This is a genomic window from uncultured Acidovorax sp., from assembly GCF_964021665.1.
Taxonomy (GTDB): domain Bacteria; phylum Pseudomonadota; class Gammaproteobacteria; order Burkholderiales; family Burkholderiaceae_C; genus Acidovorax; species Acidovorax temperans.
This window is the reverse complement of the sequence record NZ_CAXIAK010000145.1, coordinates 1-4,752: the sequence shown is the minus strand read 5'-3', so window position 1 is coordinate 4,752 and position 4,752 is coordinate 1. Positions and strand designations below refer to the sequence as shown.

2 protein-coding genes are annotated in these 4,752 nt (G+C 67.1%); both read left to right on the top strand.

The genetic code is table 11. The features are described 5' to 3' along the window. Positions 1 to 177: 177 nt before the first annotated feature. A complete protein-coding gene (locus tag AADJ04_RS17615) occupies positions 178 to 3,324 on the top strand; it encodes an efflux RND transporter permease subunit (protein ID WP_341240413.1) in 3,147 nt (1,048 codons plus the stop codon). Between the two features lie 8 nt (positions 3,325 to 3,332). Continuing rightward, a partial coding sequence (locus AADJ04_RS17610) for an efflux transporter outer membrane subunit (RefSeq protein ID WP_341240412.1) occupies positions 3,333 to 4,752 on the top strand: 1,420 nt, incomplete at its 3' end.

Here is a 4,752-nt window from a genome sequence, read left to right as displayed (position 1 = left end):
GGCGAAGCAAAGAAAAGTGCCTCGCCCGCCGGGGCGAACACCCGGCTCCCGCCCTTGGCAAAGGCATGCAGCCAAAAGAATGGCGACAAATCAAGACACTATCAAATTAGTAGCTGCAAGCGCTTATCTAGTAAGCGCTAGAGCTATAAAACACATCAAAACCCAGAGGCCTGTTCCATGAGCCTCTCCACCCCCTTCATCCACCGCCCCATCGCCACCATGCTCCTCACCCTGGGCCTGGCCCTGGTGGGCGCGGTGTCGTACTTCCTCCTGCCCGTCGCCCCACTGCCCCAGGTCGATTACCCCACCATCTCCGTCAGCGCCAGCCTGCCCGGCGCCAGCCCCGACACCGTGGCCGCTACCGTCGCCACGCCGCTGGAGCGGGCGCTGGGCTCCATTGCCGGGGTCAACGAAATCACCTCGCGCTCCATCCTGGGCAGCACTAGCATCACCCTGCAGTTTGATCTGAGCCGTGACGTGGACAGCGCCGCGCGCGATGTGCAGGCGGCCATCAACGCGGCACGCTCGCTGCTGCCCACGGGCATGCCCAGCAACCCGACCTACCGCAAGGTCAACCCGGCCGATTCGCCCATCATGATCCTGGCGCTCACGTCCAGCTCGCTCACGCGCGGGCAGATGTACGACGCGGCTTCCACCGTGTTGGCGCAGAAGCTCTCGCAGGTCGAAGGCGTGGGGCAGGCCACCGTGAGCGGCGGGGCGCTGCCTGCGGTTCGCGTGTCGCTCGACCCGGTGCGGCTGGCGGCCAATGGCGTGTCGCTGGAGCAGGTGCGCAGCGCCATCAGCACCACCAACGCCAACCGCCCCCTGGGCGCGGTGGAGCGTGAGGACCACTACTGGCAAATTGCCGCCAACGACCAGGCCCGCGTGGCGGCTGACTACGCGCCGCTGGTGCTGCGCTGGAAGGACGGCAACGCCATCCGCCTGTCCGACGTGGCCGAGGTGACCGATTCGGTGCAGGACGTGCGCAACTTTGGTGTGGCCAATGGCAAGCCCGCCATCTTGCTGCAGGTGTTCAAGCAGCCGGGCGCCAACATTCTGGAGGCCGTGGACCGGGTGCGTTCCCTGCTGCCGCAATTGCAGGCGTCTATCCCGGCGGCCATCGACATTGAAATCGTTTCAGACCGCACGCCCACGCTGCGCGCTTCGGTCAAAGAGGTGGAGAACGCGCTCGTCATCGCTGTGGCGCTGGTGATCCTGGTGGTGTTCCTGTTCCTGCGCAACGGGCGCGCCACGCTCATCCCGGCGGTGGCCGTGCCGGTGTCGCTGGCCGGCACGTTCGGGGTGATGTACCTGGCGGGCTACACGCTCGACAACCTGTCGCTCATGGCGCTGACCATTGCCACCGGCTTTGTGGTGGACGATGCCATCGTGGTGCTCGAAAACATCATGCGCCACATGGAGCGGGGCAAGTCGGCGCTGCAGGCGTCGCTGGATGGCGCACGCGAGATCGGTTTCACGGTCGTCTCCATGAGCATCTCGCTCATCGCCGTGTTCGTGCCCATTCTGTTCATGGGCGGCATCGTGGGGCGGTTCTTTCGCGAATTTGCCATCGTCATGTCGGCGGCCATTCTGGTGTCGCTGGTGATTTCGCTCACCACCACACCCATGATGTGCGCGGCCTTGCTCAAGCACCCAGCACCTGCGCAGGCGCCGCGCACGCTCTGGTGGGCGCGGTTTTCGCGGTGGGTGGATGGCTGGCAGACCCGTGGTTTGCGGGCATACCGTCACAGCCTGGCCTGGTGCCTGCGCCACCAGCCCGTCGTGCTGCTGGTGCTGGCCGGTGTGGTGGGGCTCAACGTGTACCTCTACACCGCCATCGACAAGGGCTTCATGCCCGAGCAGGACACGGGCCGCATCTCAGGCTTCATCCGGGCCGACCAGGCCACGTCGTACCAGGCCATGGAGCAGCGTCTGCAGCGCTTTTTGGCCATCGTGCAGGCCGACCCGGCGGTGGAATATGTCACCGGCACCACGGGTGGCTGGCAGCGCAACGCGGCGGCAATGTTCATGACGCTCAAGCGCGGGCCGGGGCAGGAGTCGTCTGAGGTGGTCATCGCACGGCTGCGCGAGCAACTCAAGAACGAGCCGGGCGCGCGCCTGTTCATGTCGCCGCAGCGTGACATCCGCATCGGCGGGCGGCAAAGTGGCGCGTCTTTCGACTTCACGCTGCAGGCCGACGATATTGCCGAGCTGCGCACTTGGGAGCCGCGCATCCGCCAAGCGCTTTCTCAACTGCCGGAGCTGGAAGACGTGAACAGCGACGTGGCCGACTACGGCTTGCAGACCACGCTGGTGATTGACCGCGACGCCGCCACGCGCCTGGGCCTCACCATGGCGCAGATCGACGCCACCTTGAACGACGCCTTTGGCCAGCGCCAGGTGGGCGTCATCTACAACCCCCTCAACCAGTACCGCGTGGTGATGGAGGCCGCGCCGCAATACCTGCAAAGCCCCGAGACGCTGCGCGGCTTCTTCTTTGTGAACAACGTGGGCCAGCAGGTGCCGCTCACCGCGTTTGCACGCATCACCACCACCAACACGCCGCTGTCCGTCAACCACGAGCGCGGCACGCCGGCCAGCACCATCAGCTTCAGTCTGGCGCCGGGCGTGTCGTTGTCGCAGGCGGCCGATGCCGTGAACAACGCCGTGGCCGAGTTGGGTGTGCCCGTGGGCATTCGCGGCAGCTTCAGCGGCACGGCGGGGGCGTTCCAGTCCGCCCTGGCGGGGCAGCCGCTGCTCATCCTGGCGGCCATCATCACCATCTACCTGGTGCTGGGCATCCTGTATGAAAACCTGGTGCACCCCATCACCATCCTCTCAACGCTGCCCTCGGCCGGGGTGGGGGCGCTGCTGGCACTGATGTGGTTCAAGACGGAGTTCTCGCTCATCGCGCTCATTGGGGTCATCTTGCTGATCGGCATCGTCAAGAAGAACGCGATCATGATGATCGACTTCGCCCTGGCGCGGCAGCGCGATGGCTACGCTACCGCGGCGCAATCCATCTACCGCGCCTGCAGCCTGCGCCTGCGTCCCATCCTCATGACCACCATGGCCGCCATCTTTGGTGCGCTGCCCCTGGCGCTGAACCGTGCGGACGGGGCCGAGCTGCGCCAACCCCTCGGTATTGCCGTGGTGGGCGGGTTGCTGGTGAGCCAGCTGCTCACGCTCTACACCACGCCCGTGGTTTATGTCGCGCTGGACCGCTTGCGCCTGCGAGTGCTGCGCGCTGTGTGCCGCCTGCGGGGGCGTGTGCCCCAGGTCGCCCATGGCCCCGCGGCCCCAGCCCTCGAAGGAAACGACTGATGTCTGCCATGCCACTATCCCTTGCGTTGACGATCCGTTCTTGTCAGCCTGCCACTCAGCGCCTGCTGCCCGCCTTGCTGGTAGCTGCCGGGTTGGTGGCATGCAGCACCCCGCCGGTGTACGAACGCCCCGCACAGCCCGTGCCCGCCCATTACAAGCAAGCCTTGGCCGCCACGGCGGGGGGTGTTTGGCAGCCTGCGCAGGCGGGCCAAATCGCCGCTGAAGCCCCCGCCGCGTGGTGGACGCTGTACGGCGATGCCACGCTCAACGCCCTGCAAGAGCAGGCCGCCAGCGGCAACCAGAACATCGCGTTGTCTCTGGCCCGCCTGCGCGCGGCCCAGGCAGTCGTGGCCAGCAGCCGCGCCAGCCTGGGACCCACGCTGGGCACCACAGCCAGCGCTTCGCGCGCACGCAGCGGCAGCCAGGCGGCAGACGGCAGCAGCAATACGCGCACCAGCAGCAGTTATTCGCTGGGCCTGAACGCGAGCTGGGAGCTGGATCTGTGGGGCCGCCTTGCTGGCACAGTGGATGCTGCCCAGGCCACCGCCCAGGCCAGTGCGGACGACCTGGCCGCTGCCCGCCTGTCGGTGCAGGCCAGCGTGGCGCAAACCTTTTTTTCGCTGCGTGCGGCAGAGGCCAACGCGCAAATTCTGCGCGAGACGCTGCAGGCCTACGAGCGCAGCTGGGAGCTGACGCGCAACCGCCAGCAAGCGGGCGTGGCCTCGGTGGCCGATGTGGCGCAGGCCGAATCGCAATACAAGTCCACCCAGGTGCAATTGCTGGAGGCAGAAACCACCCGCACCCAGCTGGAAAACGCCCTGGCTGCGCTGCTGGGCCAGGCCCCCGCCAGCTTCAGCCTGCCCGCCACGGGCACGCTGCCCCAGCCCCCGGTGGTGCCCGCCCAGCTGCCATCGCAACTGCTGGAGCGCCGCCCCGATATTGCCGCTGCCGAGCGCCGGGTGGCCGCCGCCAACGCGCAAATCGGCGTGGCGCAGGCCGCGTTCTTCCCGGCGCTCACGCTGTCGGGCACGGCGGGGTACCGGGGCTCAGAGCTGTCCAACCTGTTCAACGCCCCCAACCTGTTCTGGTCCCTGGGGCCGCAACTGGCGCTGTCGCTGTTCGATGGCGGTGCCCGCACGGCTGCGGTGGAATCGGCCCGCGCCGCCAACGAACAAGCCGCCGCCACCTACCGCCAAACGGTGCTCACGGCCCTGCAAGAGGTGGAAGACAACCTGACCGCCGCCACCGCCCTGGCGCAAGAGCAGCAACTGCAAACCGAAGCCCTGGCCGCCGCCCAGCGTGCGCTGGAGGTGGTGAGCAACCAGTACCGCGCGGGCACGGTGGGGTATCTCAATGTCATCACCATCGCACGAGCGGCGGGTAGGGAAAGAGCGTACATCTCGGTGGTCGCCGTATCAGTCAAAAAAA